Source organism: Pseudomonas sp. S2_H01 (assembly GCF_054668305.1).
Map to the genome: position 1 here is coordinate 1,956,627 of NZ_CP162756.1, position 16,172 is coordinate 1,972,798.

8 protein-coding genes and 1 pseudogene are annotated in these 16,172 nt (G+C 60.7%); 5 read left to right on the plus strand and 4 right to left on the minus strand.

Annotation, left to right across the window (positions count from 1 at the left end):
• Window positions 1-185 precede the first annotated feature (185 nt).
• Both AB4N84_RS08580 and AB4N84_RS08585 read left to right on the plus strand, forming a co-directional pair.
• Window positions 186-1,094 (plus strand): annotated as a pseudogene (locus AB4N84_RS08580) (methyl-accepting chemotaxis protein); the annotation flags it as partial.
• Window positions 1,095-1,295: 201 nt separating this feature from the next.
• Complete coding sequence (locus tag AB4N84_RS08585; RefSeq protein WP_460046968.1) at window positions 1,296-2,003, plus strand: methyl-accepting chemotaxis protein; 708 nt, start codon at window positions 1,296-1,298, stop codon at window positions 2,001-2,003.
• Between the two features lie 83 nt (window positions 2,004-2,086).
• Here the strand turns inward: AB4N84_RS08585 and mdoH are convergent, their stop codons facing one another.
• The 4 genes from mdoH to pip form a co-directional block, all read right to left on the minus strand.
• Window positions 2,087-4,675, minus strand: coding sequence for a glucans biosynthesis glucosyltransferase MdoH (gene mdoH / locus AB4N84_RS08590; protein ID WP_460045977.1), 2,589 nt, complete (start codon window positions 4,673-4,675; stop codon window positions 2,087-2,089).
• On the minus strand, window positions 4,668-6,668 hold the full coding sequence (locus AB4N84_RS08595; RefSeq protein WP_460045979.1) for a glucan biosynthesis protein G: 2,001 nt from the start codon (window positions 6,666-6,668) through the stop codon (window positions 4,668-4,670). The genes mdoH and AB4N84_RS08595 overlap by 8 nt, the downstream gene beginning before the upstream one ends.
• A 257-nt stretch (window positions 6,669-6,925) precedes the next feature.
• The gene (dtd, locus tag AB4N84_RS08600) at window positions 6,926-7,363 is read right to left on the minus strand and encodes a D-aminoacyl-tRNA deacylase (RefSeq protein ID WP_460045980.1); all 438 of its coding nucleotides are present in this window, start codon (window positions 7,361-7,363) and stop codon (window positions 6,926-6,928) included.
• A 150-nt stretch (window positions 7,364-7,513) separates the two neighbouring features.
• Window positions 7,514-8,485 carry a prolyl aminopeptidase gene (gene pip / locus AB4N84_RS08605; protein ID WP_074751497.1) on the minus strand — a complete coding sequence of 324 codons (972 nt, stop codon included), beginning with the start codon at window positions 8,483-8,485 and terminating at the stop codon, window positions 7,514-7,516.
• 447 nt (window positions 8,486-8,932) lie between these two features.
• On the opposite strand from pip, the gene AB4N84_RS08610 reads away from it, so the two are divergent.
• The 3 genes from AB4N84_RS08610 (at window position 8,933) to AB4N84_RS08620 (ending at window position 16,026) form a co-directional block, all read left to right on the plus strand.
• On the plus strand, window positions 8,933-11,416 hold the full coding sequence (locus tag AB4N84_RS08610) for a glycogen/starch/alpha-glucan phosphorylase (RefSeq protein ID WP_460045981.1): 2,484 nt from the start codon (window positions 8,933-8,935) through the stop codon (window positions 11,414-11,416).
• 369 nt (window positions 11,417-11,785) lie between these two features.
• Window positions 11,786-14,635, plus strand: a complete 2,850-nt coding sequence (locus AB4N84_RS08615) for a DUF2339 domain-containing protein (protein ID WP_460045983.1) — start codon at window positions 11,786-11,788, stop codon at window positions 14,633-14,635.
• On the plus strand, window positions 14,635-16,026 hold the full coding sequence (locus tag AB4N84_RS08620; protein WP_460046970.1) for a DUF3999 domain-containing protein: 1,392 nt from the start codon (window positions 14,635-14,637) through the stop codon (window positions 16,024-16,026). Before AB4N84_RS08615 ends, AB4N84_RS08620 begins: the two co-directional genes overlap by 1 nt.
• Window positions 16,027-16,172: the final 146 nt, after the last annotated feature.

Consider the following 16,172-nt stretch of genomic DNA (forward strand, 5'->3'; position numbering starts at 1 on the left):
GTCACGCCTCACGCTCCCCTGCCGATGCGCGTTTATCGCTCATTCGCAGGAGACGCATCATGTTGCAAGGCATCAACAGGGCACTGGCCAACACCAGCGTCAAACTCAAGCTGTCGCTGGGCTTTGGCCTGGTGCTGGTATTGACGCTGGCCATCACGCTGACGGGGTGGCACGGGCTGGACACGATGATCGAGCGTTCAGAGTCGCTGACCGAGATCGCCCGGCTCAACGAGCTGACCAAGGACCTGCGCGCCGAGCGCATTGTCTTTCGGGTGGATAACACAGCCGAGGACGCGAAGCGCGTGACCGCGCGCCTCGATCAGATCGAGGCGCAGTTGACGACACTTCGCGACGACAGCCCGCCCGCAGACATCCTAAAACTGATCGACAGCCAGAGCGACACCGCACGCTCGCTTGAGAAAACGTTCACCCAACTGGGTCAGTCACTCCTCAACAAAGAAGCCGCCAAGGTCCAGCTAACGGCGCTGTCCGACGCCGCGATCAAGGTCATGGATGAGGTTGAACGCGAGGTCTTGAAAGCCGTCAGTGAAGAACCGGACAGCAGCGAGCAACTGGGTGAACTCACCAACCTTCTGCAACTGCGCCGACAGATCCAGAGCGCACGTTATGAGGTTCAGGCGTACGTCTTTAGCGGACTTGCGTCATATGAAGCATCCTCGTTGGCGGCCATTGATGAGGCATTCAAGGACCTCGAAAAGGTAACCGCTGGCCAGTCTGACGGGGACATCAGCGGGTTGCTCACCGCTAAACAGGCGTTACAGCGATACCGCGAACAGCTGATCCGGTTCAAGGAGGTACAGACTCAGGTGGAGGCGGCACATGAATCGATGGAGGCGATGGGCGACACCCTGCTGTCCTCCACCCATGAAATCAGCACATTGCAAAGCCAGCGACGTGACGACGAGGCCACGCAATCGCGTAAAGCACTGATCAGCGTGGCTGCGCTGGCCATGATGCTGGGATTGATGGCAGCCTGGATGATCACCCAACAGATCATCGCGCCGCTACGCGATACGCTGAGCGCCGCCAAACGCATCGCCCAAGGCGATCTCAGCGTCGACCTCGATGTTCAGCGCCGCGATGAAATGGGCGATCTGCAGCACAGCATCCAGGACATGACGCAGAGCCTGCGCACATTGATCAGCGGCATCAGCGACGGGGTCGCACAGATCGCCAGCGCGGCGACCCAGTTGTCTGCCGTGACCGAACAGACCAGCGCAGGCGTGAACAATCAAAAGGACGAAACCGATCAGGTCGCCACGGCGATGAACCAGATGACCTCCACCGTGCTGGAGGTCGCGCGCAACGCCGAAGAAGCCAGCGAAGCCGCCCAACAGGCGGACCAACAGGCCCGCGAAGGCGACAAAGTAGTAAGTGATGCGATTACTCAGATCGAGCGTCTCGCCACGGAAGTCAACAATTCAACCTTGGCAATGGGGCAACTGAAGCTCGAAAGCGACAAGATCGGCGGCGTTCTCGACGTGATCAAATCCGTCTCCCAGCAGACCAATCTGCTGGCGCTGAACGCCGCCATCGAAGCGGCCCGGGCAGGCGAAGCCGGACGCGGGTTTGCGGTGGTCGCCGACGAGGTGCGCAGCCTGGCTCAGCGGACCCAAGAGTCCACGGAAGAAATCGAAGTCCTGATCGCCGCCTTGCAGAATGGAACACAGCAGGTCGTCGGTACACTAGACGCCAGCCGTAGCCTGTCCGACAGCAGCGTGGAGCTGAGCCGCCGTGCTGGCACCGCGCTCGAGCACATCACACGCACAGTTTCGACGATTCAGAACATGAATCAGCAGATCGCTACGGCCGGCGAGGAGCAGACCGTGGTCGCCGATCAAATTAACCGCAGCGTGATCAACGTCAGGGATGTTTCAGAACAGACCGCCGCCGCCAGCGAAGAAACCGCCGCCTCCAGCGTCGAACTCGCGCGGCTGGGCGCGCAGTTGCAGGCGATGGTGGGCAAGTTTCGGGTGAGGTAACAAGCCGAGCGCTACAGAGGCAAACGCACACAAAAACGCCGCCGAAGATGACGCTTCGGCGGCGTTGTCGTTCAGCGGTTCACTCAAGCGTTAGCGAGCGTGTGCTCATTGACGTGAGTCGCAGGTTGCAACGGCAGCAGCGGCGCATGAGGGTCGGCTTTCACCGAAGCTCTCCACGCCTCCAGCCACGCTTCATTGCCTTCGGCCCAGACCAGCTCATGCAGACGAGCCAGCGCAACAGGGTCGCTCAGCAGTTGCAGGCGTTCGTTGTTGTTCAAGTGCTCGGGACCGCCTTTGATCGCGTGGCGCACGCGCTCGACGCGCATCCACTCGATAGGCTCGGCATGACGGTGGCGAGAGGTCGCCAACGCACACGCCAGAGCGTTCTGCCGTGGATCGACCACGGCGCGAACAAAGCCGTCGTTGAGCGCATGCCAGCGGTTCTCATGGGTGTACTGATCGGTGGAGACCAGTTCCTGAGGCGGCGTGTGCTCTTCCGGGATCAGGAACAGACTTTCGTCGCGCGCCTTCAGGCCCAGATTGGTCCGGCTCGAAATCACGGAAACCGGAATCGACAGGATCAACGAACCTACGATAGGCACCAGCCACCACAGGAAGCTCGGGTTCAACCAAGCGACCAGCAACGCCCAGCCAAAGCCCAGCAAGGTCTGCGGACCGTGACGCTTGACCGCTTCGCTCCACGGCGTCGAGTCGTCGTCACGCTGCGGCGAGTTCCAGGTCGCGGCCCAGCCCAGGAATGCGGCCAGTACGAAACGGGTATGGAAGATCATGCGCACAGGCGCCAGCAGCATGGAGAACAGCATCTCCAGCAGCATCGACAGCGTCACCTTGATGCGACCACCGTAACCGACCGCGCCCTTGGCCCAGATAAGCACGATACTCAGCAGCTTCGGCAGGAACAGCAACACGATGGTGGTAGAGAACAGCGCGACGGCTTTTTCCGGGTGCCATTGTGGCCACAGCGGATAGAGCTGACGTGGCTCCATGAAGTAGGTCGGCTCCATGAGCGTGTTCACCGCCAGCAGCGCCGTGGACAACACCAGGAAGAAGAACCACAACGGCGCCGACAGGTAAGACATCACGCCCGTCAGGAACACCGCGCGGTGAACCGGGTGCATGCCTTTTACCAGGAATAGGCGGAAGTTCATCAGGTTACCGTGGCACCAGCGACGGTCACGCTTGAGTTCGTCCAGCAGGTTCGGCGGAAGCTCTTCGTAGCTGCCCGGCAAGTCGTAGGCAATCCACACGCCCCAGCCAGCACGGCGCATCAATGCGGCTTCAACGAAGTCGTGAGACAGGATCGCACCCGCGAACGCACCTTTACCCGGCAGCGGCGCCAAGGCGCAGTGCTCGATAAACGGTTTCATGCGGATGATCGCGTTGTGACCCCAGTAGTGGGATTCACCCAGCTGCCAGAAGTGCAGACCGGCCGTAAACAGCGGGCCATACACGCGGGTCGCGAACTGCTGCATACGAGCATAGAGCGTGTCCATGCCCGAGGCGCGTGGCGCGGTCTGAATGATACCGGCGTCCGGCGTGGCTTCCATCAAGCGCACCAGACTGGTCAGGCACTCACCGCTCATTACGGAGTCGGCGTCGAGGACGACCATGTAACGATAGTCACCGCCCCAACGACGGCAGAAGTCGTCGAGGTTGCCGCTTTTGCGTTTTACGCGACGGCGACGACGACGATAGAAGATCTTGCCGAACCCGCCGGTTTCGCGGCAGACGTCCAGCCAGGCCTGCTGCTCGGCAACGGCGATGTCGGTTTCGTTGGTGTCGCTGAGCACGAAGAAGTCGAAGCGGTCCAGATCGCCCGTGGCGGCAACCGACTCGAACGTTGCACGCAGACCGGCGAACACGCGCGGTACGTCTTCGTTACAGATCGGCATCACCAGGGCAGTACGCGCACCGACTTCAATCGGCTCGTTGCCAGCGCTTGCGCCGGAGATACGGTATTTGTCGCGACCGGTGAGCAACTCGAGGAAGCCCATCAGTGCAGTCCAGAAACCGGCCGACACCCAGCAGAACAGAATCCCGAACAGCAGCAGAATGCTGGTCTGCAGTGCGTACGGCATCACTTGAACGGCGGTCTGCCAGAGGGTCTGGTGACTGATTTCATCAAACGAAACCAGTGACCAGCCTTGATACGGCAGGATGCCTTTCATGTAGAAGCCAGCCACGATGGTCTGGCCCAGCATGAGGATCAGCAGGATATAACGACGAATCGACCCGACGGTGCGCCAGCGAGACTTGGGCAAGTCGCGCGGCAGGTCGTCCTTGCTCGGCTTGGGCGGGTTTTTCTTGCCGGTCATCCGGCGCCAGGCACGGTGCAGAACGTTAGTACGCCAAGGCTCGGGGACCACCTTGGTACGGCGAATCGGTGGCGTAGCCTTCAGGCGAACCCGACCGCTGGCGTCCACACTCAGCATTTCTGCTTCCTGCAGTTCGTCGGCGGTCGTCAGCGTCAACCGACGACCCACCGAGGCCTGAGCGGCCTCGGCAGAATCAGTGACGGTCTGCGCCGAAAGGCGTTCATGCAGCTCAGCGAACGAGGTGCAGCTGGCCAGTTCGGCCCGCTGCTCGTCGCTCATCGGCAGGTGTGCCAGGTACTCGTTCAGAGACTCTGGCACGGCTTGTGAATTACTCATCGGCTGGCAACTGGTAGCTCCAGGTCTCGGTCAGAACTTGTTGATTCATGGCCGGGCCCTGTTGGGTGGATGCAGCCTCTACCGCTGGCTGCGAGGTGTCTTTACTGCCTTTGTTCGCTTTGGCGGCGTCGGCTAGAGCGGCTTCAGGACGCGAAGCCTCGTCGGACTTGGCTTCTGCAACCTTGGCGGCGTCAGCGGATTTAGCGGCTTCGGCCTTGTCGCCTTTGGCGGCGTCTTTAGCAGAAGCGTCTTTGCCATCGGCTTTCGCGTCGGCTTTAGCCACTTTGGCGTCTTTCGCATCACCGGCTTTCACAGCGTCGGTCTTGACGATTTCGGCTTTGTCATCCTTTGGCGCCGCCGCTGCGGCAACGGCCTTGGCGTCTGCTTTCTTCTCAGGCTTCTTGTCTGATTTGTCCGCGGTGATAATCGCAGGCTCCTTGCCAGGCTCAACCGGGGTCTCACGCAGCAAGTAAGCGCGCATCTCGACGGACTTGTTGGTGTCTTTGACCTTCAGGCGCAGCGTCAGGCGCCAGCCTTTGGTTACCGGGTTGTAGCGCAGGTTGTTCTCGACCAGATCGGTGTTGTCGTCGGTGGTGACCTGGCTACGGATCGCCGGGTCTTCACCCAGTTTGGCCAGGGTCGGGCCGACGAAATCGACCAGGTAGGCGACGCTGCCGTCTGGCTGGCGGATCAGGTTGGACTGCTTCACGTCACCGGTCGAACGCAGGGTCTGCTTGACCCAGCCCAGATCAGGCGAGTGAATGGAATCTTCGTCCATGGTCCAGTGCAGGCGATAGTTGAAGTCGATCGGTTGACCTGGCTCAGGTTGGGTTTCCGGCTTCCAGAAGGCAACGATGTTGTCGTTGGTTTCATCGGCTGTCGGGATTTCTACCAGGTCGACGGTGCCTTTGCCCCAGTCGCCCTTAGGCTCGATCCAGGCGCTTGGGCGCTTGTCGTAACGGTCGTCCAGGTCTTCGTAGTGGCTGAAGTTGCGGCCACGTTGCAGCAGACCGAAGCCGCGCGGGTTCTCAACCGAGAAGCTGCTGACGGCCAGGTGTTTCGGGTTGTTCAGAGGACGCCAGATCCACTCGCCATTGGCCGCCTGAATCGACAGACCGCTGGAATCGTGCAGTTCGCGACGGTAGTTAAGGACCTTCGAAGGCTGGTTCGCGCCGAACAGGAACATGCTGGTCAGCGGTGCAACGCCTAGTTTGCCGACCTTTTCACGCAGGTACATGCGCGATTGGACGTCGACCAGGGTGTTGGTGCCCGGACGCAGGGTCAATTTGTAAGCACCGGTGGCACGCGGGGAGTCCAACAGCGCGAAAATCACCAGGTGGTTGTCATCCGGGTTCGGCTTCTCGATCCAGAACTCGGTGAAACGCGGGAATTCTTCGCCGGACGGCATCGCGGTGTCGATGGCCATGCCGCGTGCCGACAGGCCGTAAACCTGACCTTTGCCGATGACGCGGAAATAGCTCGCGCCCAGCATGGTCATGATTTCGTCTTGTTTGTCGTCTTTGTTGATCGGGTACATGACGCGGAAACCGGCATAGCCCAGGTTCTCGGTCGACTTGGGATCGAACTTCACGTCGCCAAAATCAAAACGACTCGGGTCGTACTTGATCTCGTTGACGGAGGTGGCCGTCACTTCGTTGATCTTGACCGGGGTGTCGAAGTGCATGCCCTGGTGGTAGAACGAGATCTTGAACGGGGTTTTGTCATTGGCCCATTCAGCCTTGTCCTGCAGGAAGCGAATCTTCTGATAATCCGCAAACTTCATGTCGCGGAATTCCGCTGGAAGGTTGCTTTTGGGTGCTGCGAACTTCTGTCCGGCCAGTTCTTTGGCCTTTGTCGCCACGTCGTCGAGATCGAACGCCCACAGCTGACCGGCGCCGAACAGACAAAACAAAGCCGACCCGGCTAACAAGGCGCTGCGCAGGCGCTTGCCAGGGGTCTTTGGTGCATTACATGGACTAACAATCACGAGCAACCCTCGCCGAAAACAGATGAAGAAACCAACGGCCAGCTATCAAATGCCGGGTTGGCGAGCATTGTTCCGACTCCGAAAGGGGCCAATGATTCCCCAAACGACTTCGGACCAGTCTGCGTTTTTACCGATTGGACGGGCAATCGCCCGTCTTTGTAGCGCGCGATTATCTAGTAGCTCGCGTTACAACGCATCAGGGGAAACAAAGTATTTATGGCTTTTTGCCTAATAAATTCGGGTACGACAGGCAAAACGGCGCTTTAGGTCTCAAGCAAAAATGTCACAGGGCCATCATTGATCAAATGAACCTGCATATCCGCACCAAATTGGCCCGAAGCGACTGTCCTGTGCGAGGTTTTAGCCTTTTCCAGTAAATAGTCAAACAATTCGGCGCCTAATGCCGGCGGCGCTGCCTTCGAGAAGCTGGGGCGCATGCCGCTGCGCGTATCGGCTGCCAGCGTGAACTGGGAAACCAGTAACAATCCGCCGCCTACGTCACTCAATGAAAGATTCATCTTGCCGTCGGCGTCGCTGAACACACGATAGTTAAGCAGCTTGTGCAGCAATTTGTCGGCGCTGGCGCGGGTGTCCTGAGGCTCAATGCCGACCAGCACCAGCAGCCCCTGATCGATGGCGCCCACTGTCGCGCCATCGACATCGACGCGTGCACCGCGCACGCGTTGAAGCAAACCTTTCATTTAAGCCTTCCTGCGATTCTCTCGAGTTCACCCAAACCCTGTGGGAGCGAATTCATTCGCGAGGCGTTGGTACATCCGACACAAAGGTGTCGGATGTACCGGCCAATCGCGAATGAATTCGCTCCCACGGTTTTAATCCAAGTAAGACAATTAAGCCTCTTCCGGCGGTAAATCCAGCAAACGCCGAGCCACTTGTGACGCTGCGCGCACCAGCGCATCGGTGATACCCGGTTCGGAAGCGGCGTGGCCCGCATCGCGAATCACCTGCAGCTCGCTGTTCGGCCAGGCCTGATGCAGCTCCCAGGCGTTGTCCAGCGGACAGATCACGTCATAACGGCCGTGCACGATGATGCCCGGCAGGTGCGCGATCTTGGGCATGTCGCGGATCAGTTGGTTCTCTTCAAGGAAGGCATTGTTGGTGAAGTAGTGGCATTCGATCCGGGCGATGGACAAGGCACGCTGCGGTTCGGAGAAACGGTCGACCACCAGCGGGTTGGGACGCAGCGTCGCGGTGCGGCCTTCCCACGTGGACCAGGCTTTGGCGGCGTGCATCTGGGCGATCTGGTCGCTGCCGACCAGGCGTTTGTGGAAGGCGGTGAGCAGGTCGCCACGCTCATCCAGCGGAATGGGCGCCAGGTAATCCTGCCAGTAATCCGGGAACAGGCGGCTCGCGCCTTCCTGGTAGAACCACTTGATCTCCTGCGGACGGCACAAAAAGACGCCGCGCAAAATCAGTGCATGCACACGGTCCGGGTGAGTTTGGGCGTAGGCCAGCGACAGCGTCGAACCCCACGAGCCGCCGAACAACACCCACTTGTCGATGCCCAGGTGTTTGCGAATGCGCTCAAGGTCTTCGACCAGATGCCAGGTGGTGTTGTTTTCGAGGTTGGCGTGGGGCGTAGAACGGCCACAGCCGCGCTGGTCGAAGGTGATGATGCGGTACAGGTTCGGATCGAAGAAGCGACGGCTCTGCGCGTCGCATCCCGCACCCGGCCCACCGTGGATGAACACCACCGGCAAGCCTTCTGGCGAGCCGCTTTCATCGACATACAGCACATGAGGCTCTTCCACTGCCAGATCGTGCCGGGCATAAGGTTTGATCTGCGGGTACAAAGTCTGCATAGGTGCTCCATAAGTCCAATTCAGGGGCTTCTATTTATCTGCCGTTGGGCATCATAAACCCGAATCGAGGAATGATCATGCTTGCCTGTTTCTGCACGGCTGTCACCCCTGATTTTGCGATTCACCCTTGAGCAATATCGAGGATAAATCGCCGTCGGAGCGCGCTTGCCCGCAAGGAGTCCTGACGTGGTGTCCCTGAAAGAATGCGCCGTCTGTATCGTGGGCAGGCACGCGCCTGCAAATGCCATCGCTGCCTTCAAAAGAACTGGAACGATCAATGCAAGCGATTCATGCGATAAAAATGGTCGCGAACCAGAGCGGGATGTCTGAGTCGAACCGAGGGTCGTGCAACGGGATATTTCATCCAGTCGGCAGGAAATAACCCATGACACGCCCTACAGTCAATCAACCCCATTTAATCGTCCAACCAACTTGAGGTCGTACCCGATGTCTCCGGAACCCAACGTTCGTGACGCTGAAGTGGCAGCCTTTCGTGAAGCTGTGCTGAACAAACTCGAGTATGCCGTAGGCAAGGACGCCGCCCATGCATTCGACCATGACTGGTTCATGGCCATCGCCCTGGCGACTCGCGACAAGATGGCAGAGCGCTGGATGAACCACACGCGCTACATCTATAAGCAGGAAAGGAAGCGTGTGTATTACCTCTCGCTCGAGTTCCTGATCGGGCGTCTGATGTTCGACAGCCTGAGCAACCTGGGCATCATGGAAATTGCCCGCGAAGCCCTCAAGGGCTTGAATGTCGATCTGGACAACATACGCACGCTGGAACCCGATGCTGCACTGGGCAACGGCGGTCTGGGCCGGCTGGCGGCCTGCTTCATGGAGAGCATGTCGACCCTGGGCATCGCCGGCCATGGCTATGGCATTCGTTATGAGCACGGCCTGTTCCGTCAGGCGATCGTCGACGGCTGGCAACAGGAACAGACCGAAAACTGGCTGGATTTCGGTAACCCGTGGGAGTTCGAACGCCCCGAAGTGATCTACCAGATCGGTTTCGGCGGCAGCGTACAGCCTGTGCTTGATGTGACCGGAAACCCCGTGCTGGACGCCTCGGGTGAAACCCGTCAGGTGTGGCATGCAGGCGAAACCGTGCGGGCGATTGCCTATGACACGCCGGTCGTGGGCTGGCGTGGCAAAGCCGTGAACACCCTTCGTTTGTGGCGTGCACGTGCCGTGGAAGACCTTCACCTTGAACGCTTCAACGCCGGTGACCACGTCGGCGCCGTGGCCGAGGTTGTCCGCGCCGAAAGTATCTCGCGCGTCCTTTACCCGAACGACAGCACCGAAGCCGGCCAGGAACTGCGTCTGCGCCAGGAATACTTCTTTGTGTCGGCCTCGCTGCAAGACCTGCTGCGCCGCCACAAGAACATGGGTTACACCATCAACAGCCTGCCGGAACACGCCGCCATCCAGATGAATGACACGCACCCGTCGATCGCCGTGGCGGAGCTGATGCGCATCCTCATCGACCTGTACGACGTGGAGTGGGACGAGGCCTGGCGCATCACCGTTGGCACCCTGGCCTACACCAACCACACCCTGCTGCCCGAAGCGCTGGAAACCTGGTCGGTCGGTCTGATGGAGCGGATGCTGCCGCGCCACATGCAGATCATCTACATGATCAACGCGCAGCATATCGATGACGTGCGGGTCAAGCACAAAGACGACCCTGATTTGTTCGGCCTGCTGCGCGCCGTTTCTCTGATTGAGGAAGAGAACGGTCGCCGCGTGCGCATGGGTAACCTGGCGTTCATCGGTTCACACAGCATCAACGGCGTATCGGCACTGCACACTCAACTGATGCGCAAGACCGTTTTCGCGCAACTGCACAAGCTCTATCCCGAGCGCATCAACAACAAAACCAACGGCATCACCTTCCGCCGCTGGTTGTTCCAGTCCAACCCGAAGCTGACGGCGATGTTGGTCAAGGAGTTGGGCGAGCAGGTGCTCGACAATCACGAAACCGCGCTGCTGAAACTGGAACCGCTGGCCGACAAGCCTTCCTTCCAGAAGGAGTTCGCGGCGCAGCGGTTGCACAGTAAGCAGGCTTTGGCGGCGATCATTCAGGACCGCATGGGGATCACCCTCAACCCTGAAGCGATGTTCGACGTGCAGGTCAAACGGATTCACGAGTACAAACGCCAGTTGCTCAACCTGTTCCACACGGTGGCGCTGTATCAGGCCATGCGCGCCGACCCGAGCACCAACTGGGTGCCCCGCGTGAAGATCTTCGCGGGCAAGGCCGCGGCCAGTTATCACTCGGCCAAACTGATCATCAAGCTGGCCAACGACATCGCACGGACGGTCAACAACGACCCGACCTTGCGCGGTCGGCTGAAAGTGGTGTTCATCCCCAACTACAACGTGAGTCTGGCGGAAAGCATCATCCCGGCGGCCGACCTGTCGGAGCAGATTTCCACAGCGGGCCTGGAGGCCTCGGGCACCAGTAACATGAAGTTCGGCCTTAACGGCGCGTTGACCATCGGCACCCTGGATGGCGCCAACGTGGAGATGAGTGAGCAGGTCGGGCTGGAGCACATGTTCATTTTCGGCATGACTGCGCAAGAAGTCGAAGCGCGCAAACATGCCGGTGAATTCAATGCCCACAACGACATTGCATCGTCCGCGCGCCTGAACGACGTGTTGCAGGCGATTCGTGGCGGCGTGTTCTCGCCGGATGATCCGTATCGTTATGTCGGTCTGATCGAGCAGTTGATCAACTACGACCGCTTCTTCGTCTGTGCGGACTTCGAGTCGTACTGGGCGGCACAAGCGAGAGTGGAGGCACGCTGGCACGACGCGAAAGAATGGTGGCGCTCGGCGGTGCTCAACACCGCGCGCATGGGCTGGTTCTCCTCGGACCGGACCATTCGCGAGTACGCCAACGAGATCTGGAAGGCGCTGGATTAATAGCCTGCAAGCGCTCCTACATTGACTGGTGCCGATTCCTGCATCGGCGAACGACGCAGATACCTGTAGGAGCGTGGCTTGTCTCTGGGCCGCATCCGGACGATCTGTTGCGCAGCAACAGCACATTGGGTGAATGCGGTACGCCTGACATATCGCGTTCACCGATTTGACGACCGCTTCGCGGCCGATCGCGGGATGCGGCCCAGAGACAAGCCTCGCTCCTACAGAATCTCTGTCGATCACCACGTTCGCGAACGCAAAAGATAACCTGTAGGAGCCCCAGTACCCGACACAAATTGTTTCCTCTTCCCCTGCGCCCGATATACTTCTCGCCATCGCCGGTCGCCGGCCGAGAAGGGATGTCGTCGCGTGCAATGGATTCTTTTGCTGGCTGGCCTGTTTATCGGCGCGGTGCTCGATGAGTCGCTGACAGGCGGCGCCGTGGGTGCAGCGATCGGCCTGGCACTTGGCTTGAGCTTCCGTCTGTCCTCGGTGTCCCGCGAAGCGGCCGAGCAGAAGGTTGAACTGGCGAAAACCCGATCAGACTTGCAAGCGATCCAGCAACGCCTGAATCAGCTCGATTCAGCCGCCGCGCAGATGCCGGATGCGCCCGCCCCCGCTCCGCTGGACATTCAGCCCATCGCTGACGCCGGACCTGAACTGCTCTGGGACCTGCCGGACCTGGAACCGGCAGCGCCCGACCTCCCCGGCGACTCCGAATGGCGCAAACCGCCCGACGCCGCGCAACCCGTTCGCCCGGCCGCCAAACCGCCCGTTCGCGCCGAACCCACTGTGTTCGACAGCACGCTGCTGCGCGCCAAAGACTGGCTATTGGGCGGCAATACGGTGTTGCGTGTCGGCGTGGTGTTGCTGTTTCTCGGCCTGGCGTTCCTGTTGCGCTACGCCACCGAAGGAATGGTTGTGCCGATCGAAGCGCGTTACGCCGGCGTCGCGTGTGCCGCACTGGTGTTGCTGGGTCTGGGCTGGTGGCTGCGACAGAGAAATGCGTCTTTTGCATTGATGCTGCAAGGCACGGGCGTGGCGGTGATGTACCTGACGGTGTTCGCCGCCATGAAAGTCCACACGTTGCTGGCCCCCGGCATGGCCTTTGGACTGCTGGTCGCGGTGACCGTGTTCTCGGCGATCCTGGCGCTGACGCAGAACTCCCTGGCCCTGGCCTGCGTGGCGGCGCTCGGCGGCTTCGCGGCGCCGTTGCTGACGTCCACCGGGGAAGGCAGCCATGTTGCGCTGTTCAGTTATTTCGCACTGCTCAACGCGGGCATCTTTGCCATTGCGTGGTTCAAGGCCTGGCGTCCGCTGAACCTGATAGGCTTCGTCGGCACCTTCGGCATCGGTTTCGCGTGGGGTTTGAAGGCCTACACGCCAGCGCTTTTCTGGAGCACCGAACCGTTCCTGATTCTGTTCTTCCTGATGTACCTGGCGATCGGGCTGTTGTTCGCCCGGCGCACGTTGCAGGCACACAGTACCGGCCCTGAAGGCGACAGCCGGGAAGCGATGTTGCGCGGGTCGGCGAAGCAGAGCCAATACGTCGATGGCAGCCTGCTGTTCGGCACGCCCATCGCAGGGTTTGGCCTGCAATACGCAATCATCCAGCACATTGAGTTCGGCGCCGCTTTCAGCGCGCTGGTCATGGGCCTCTTATATATGGGTATCGCGCGGGTGCTCGCGGGCCGTGCGCCAGGGCGCGCGCTGCTGTTGGTGGAAACCTGCCTGGCGCTGGGCGTCGTGTTCGCCACGTTGGCGATTCCCCTGGGCCTGAGCGCGCAATGGACCACGGTGGCCTGGGCCGTCGAAGGCGCTGCTGTGTTCTGGCTCGGCATGCGACAGAACCGGTTGTTGGCGCGTTTCTTTGGCGTGCTGCTGCAGCTTGGGGCCGGGTTTGCGTTCCTGGGGGTTGTCGGGCGCTGGTACTCACCGAGCTTCAACCATGGAGACTTCTGGACGCCCTTGATCATTTCTCTGGCGGCGTTGATCAGCGCCTTTACGGTCGAGCGGATTGGCACCCTGCGCCTGGCGTTCAGCGAGCGGTTTCTGCAGCCGTCATTGCTGATCTGGGGCGCGTTGTGGTGGGCGATTGCGCTGTGCGTCAGCACCTATTACGTTACCGGCGAGCGGGAAGTGCCAACGCTGCTACTGCTCGGCGCTGTCAGCGTGGGTATGTGGACTGTCGTCTCGCTGCGTCTGAAATGGGCCGGACTGGCTCAGCTCTGCGTTTTACTGACCCCGGCCAGTGCTGTGCTTCTGGGCTTGATGCTGTTCAATCCGTATTTCAACCCGGCGGACGATGGCGGGTGGCTGGGCTGGCTCGCAGTGTTCGTCGCCCATTTCCTGTCTCTGAAACGTCTCGACCGCCTGTTGCTCCCGCGCCTGCGCAGCGCCGCGCATGTCGTGGGCTGCTGGTTGATGATCAGCGTGCTCTCCCTTGAACTGCGTTATGGATTGCTGGTGCTGTCGGAGTCGTACAACGCTTGGCGCTGGCTAGGCTGGGCACTGCTGCCAAGCCTGTACCTGTTGGCCATGACCGCTCCACGCAACTGGCCTTGGCCGGTCGGTGCATACCCCCGCGAATACCGGGTCTGGGCCGCCGCGCCGCTCGCACTGCTGATGCTGGTGTGGTTCTGGCTGGCCAACGTGTTCAGCGATGGCAACGCCGACCCACTGCCGTACATCCCGTTGATCAACCCGCTTGAGCTTGGGTTGCTCATCTCCCTCGCCGCCATTTTCAACTGGACCCGCACGCAACTCCCGAAGTTGGGGGTCAGCGCAGCGCATGCGCGCAAGGTCGCACTGATCATTGCAGGCGCGTCGATCTTCGCGTTGGTCACCGCCATGGTCATGCGCGGCGCCCATCACTGGGCGGGCGTTGCCTGGCACACCGACGCGCTGCTTGAATCCATGCGCGTACAGGCGGGCCTTTCCATCGTCTGGACCTTGATGGCGCTGACGCTGATGATCGGCGGTCACCTGCGCGCACGCCGCGACATGTGGATCGTCGGCGCGGTGTTGATCGGCGTCGTGGTCGCCAAATTATTCTTCGTCGAGCTGAGCAACCGGGGCGGGCTTGAGCGCATCGTGTCGTTTATCGGCGTTGGCATTCTGTTGCTCGTAGTGGGATATTTCGCACCATTACCGCCGAAAAGCCCTGCACGCAGTCCGTCTTCAACCGACGCTGCACCTCCGGATTCGGCACCGCAATGATGCCCAGGAGCCCGCCGTTGATTCGTCTGTCCTTCATCACGAGCGCCGTGCTCAGTGTATTGCTGTCCGCGGCGCCGCTGGCACACGCCCAGGTTCAGGCTGAAGATCTCCCCGACGACTTCACTCACCATACGCCGCTCACCCTCAGCGGCGACGGCCCGTGGTATCGGCTCGAACTGCCGTTGGCGCTGCAGCTGAATGCACGTCAAAGCAACCTCAATGATGTGCGGGTATTCAATGCTGATGGCCAGGCCCAACCCTACGCGCTGACGTTCAGTCAGCCTGCGCGTGAAGAAGACCAGACGCCGGTCGCGGTGAAGTGGTTTGCGCTCTACAACAGCGATGACGCCAAGGACGCCGAGCCAAAGATTCGGGTCGAGCGCACGACCACGGGCACGCTGGTGGAGGTGCTGCCTCAGGGCGAAATCGAGGCCGGTGAAGAAATCCTTCGGGGCTGGTTACTCGACACCAGCGCCATCCACGGGCCGCTGGACCGACTCGTGCTCGACTGGAGCACCGAACGCGAAGGCTTCCAGCGGTTCAGCATCGAGGCCAGCGACGACCTTCAGCACTGGAGGCGCTGGGGCGAAGGCCAAGTGGCGCGGCTGTCGTTTGCCGACGAGTTGGTCGAGCAGCGCGTCGTGACGTTGCCGGGGCGTAATGCCCGTTACCTGCGTCTGTTGTGGACCACGCCACAAACCGCCCCGACGCTCACGTCCGCGCAACTGATCAGCACGCGCCCCGGTGTCATGCCGCTCAGTTGGTCGCCGAGCATCAACGGCAGCGTCGAGAAGCCGGGCGTGTATGTCTGGCAATTGCCGGTCGCCCTGCCGCTCGAGCGCATGAAAGTCGCCATCGCGCAGCCCAACAGTCTTGCGCCTGCGACCCTGTATGGACGCCGCGACAACACCGCGCCGTGGCAACTGATCGACAGCGGCCTGCTCTATCGGCTGACCCAGAATGGTCAGGACGTGGTGCAGGACGAGATGGAGCTGCCGGGCAATGTCGTGCAGCAATTGAAGGTGGAGGTCGACGATCGAGGCGGCGGTCTGGGCAACGACGCACCCACGCTAAGCTTCGCGGTACGCGCCACGCAGTTGGTGTTCCTCGCCCGTGGCGCCCCGCCTTACAGCCTCGCCATTGGCAACGCGACGCTAAAGGGCGCCAACTTGCCCTTGTCGACCCTGGTGCCGGGGGTGACGCCCGAGAAGCTTGCGGCGCTGGGCAGCGCAAAGCTTTCGGTAACGCCCGTCTCGGTCCCCACGGCTGCGGCGCCGCTGGCGGCGGGGCCTGACTGGAAACGCATAGGGCTGTGGGGTGTACTGGTGCTCGGTGTGATTTTTCTGGGCTGGATGGCGATTGGCACGCTCCGCGCATCCCGGCTTAAATAATGATCGGTGTTGTCCCGCTGGCTGAACCGATCCCGCACCTCGAAAAACGCAGAAGATGTACACCGTCTTGTCACTGTGGAGCGTTTACGATTCTGTAGCCCGTGAACTCAATCACTACCAAGTCGGTCTGACAGGCAGTATTAAGT

Bases quoted from the DNA above. Each gene is read 5' to 3' on its own strand.
- AB4N84_RS08585 (WP_460046968.1), top strand. From the start codon at position 1,296: ATGACCTCCACCGTGCTGGAGGTCGCGCGCAACGCCGAAGAAGCCAGC.
- mdoH (WP_460045977.1), bottom strand. From the start codon at position 4,675: ATGAGTAATTCACAAGCCGTGCCAGAGTCTCTGAACGAGTACCTGGCA.
- dtd (WP_460045980.1), bottom strand. From the start codon at position 7,363: ATGAAAGGTTTGCTTCAACGCGTGCGCGGTGCACGCGTCGATGTCGAT.
- pip (WP_074751497.1), bottom strand. From the start codon at position 8,485: ATGCAGACTTTGTACCCGCAGATCAAACCTTATGCCCGGCACGATCTG.
- AB4N84_RS08610 (WP_460045981.1), top strand. From the start codon at position 8,933: ATGTCTCCGGAACCCAACGTTCGTGACGCTGAAGTGGCAGCCTTTCGT.
- AB4N84_RS08620 (WP_460046970.1), top strand. From the start codon at position 14,635: ATGCCCAGGAGCCCGCCGTTGATTCGTCTGTCCTTCATCACGAGCGCC.